Source organism: Streptomyces sp. CO7 (genome assembly GCF_053474865.1).
Map to the genome: position 1 here is coordinate 1 of NZ_JBRIOU010000154.1, position 393 is coordinate 393.

A 393-nucleotide genomic window follows, 5' to 3' on the forward strand; every position below is an offset into this window, starting at 1 on the left:
CCTCAGGCACGTCGGAGGCAACGGCCGTGGTGACGAGCACCTGATCGGCATCGACGATGGAACCGGCAAGTCGATCCCGTCGAGTACTGTCGAGCTCGGCGAAGAGGTCGTCAAGAACGAGTACCGGCTCGATGCCGTCAGCACGCAACAGCTCGAAGGATCCGAGCCGCAGAGCGAGTGCCAGCGACCACGACTCACCGTGGGAGGCATAGCCCTTGGCCGGGAGCTGACCGATGTGCAGGACGACGTCGTCACGGTGCGGGCCGGCCAACGTCACCCCTCGGACGAGTTCGTCCTTGCGACGAGCCGACAGGGCATCACGAAATCGCTCGGTGAGAGCAGCCCGATCCACCGGATCGCTCGGGGCGTCTGCCTGCGGGGGTGACCACAGAT

At 65.6% G+C, this 393-nt stretch carries 1 pseudogene; it reads right to left on the bottom strand.

Annotated features, from left to right (window positions below):
- Positions 1-393, bottom strand: a pseudogene (locus tag ACOV8S_RS31540) (DNA replication/repair protein RecF); the annotation flags it as partial.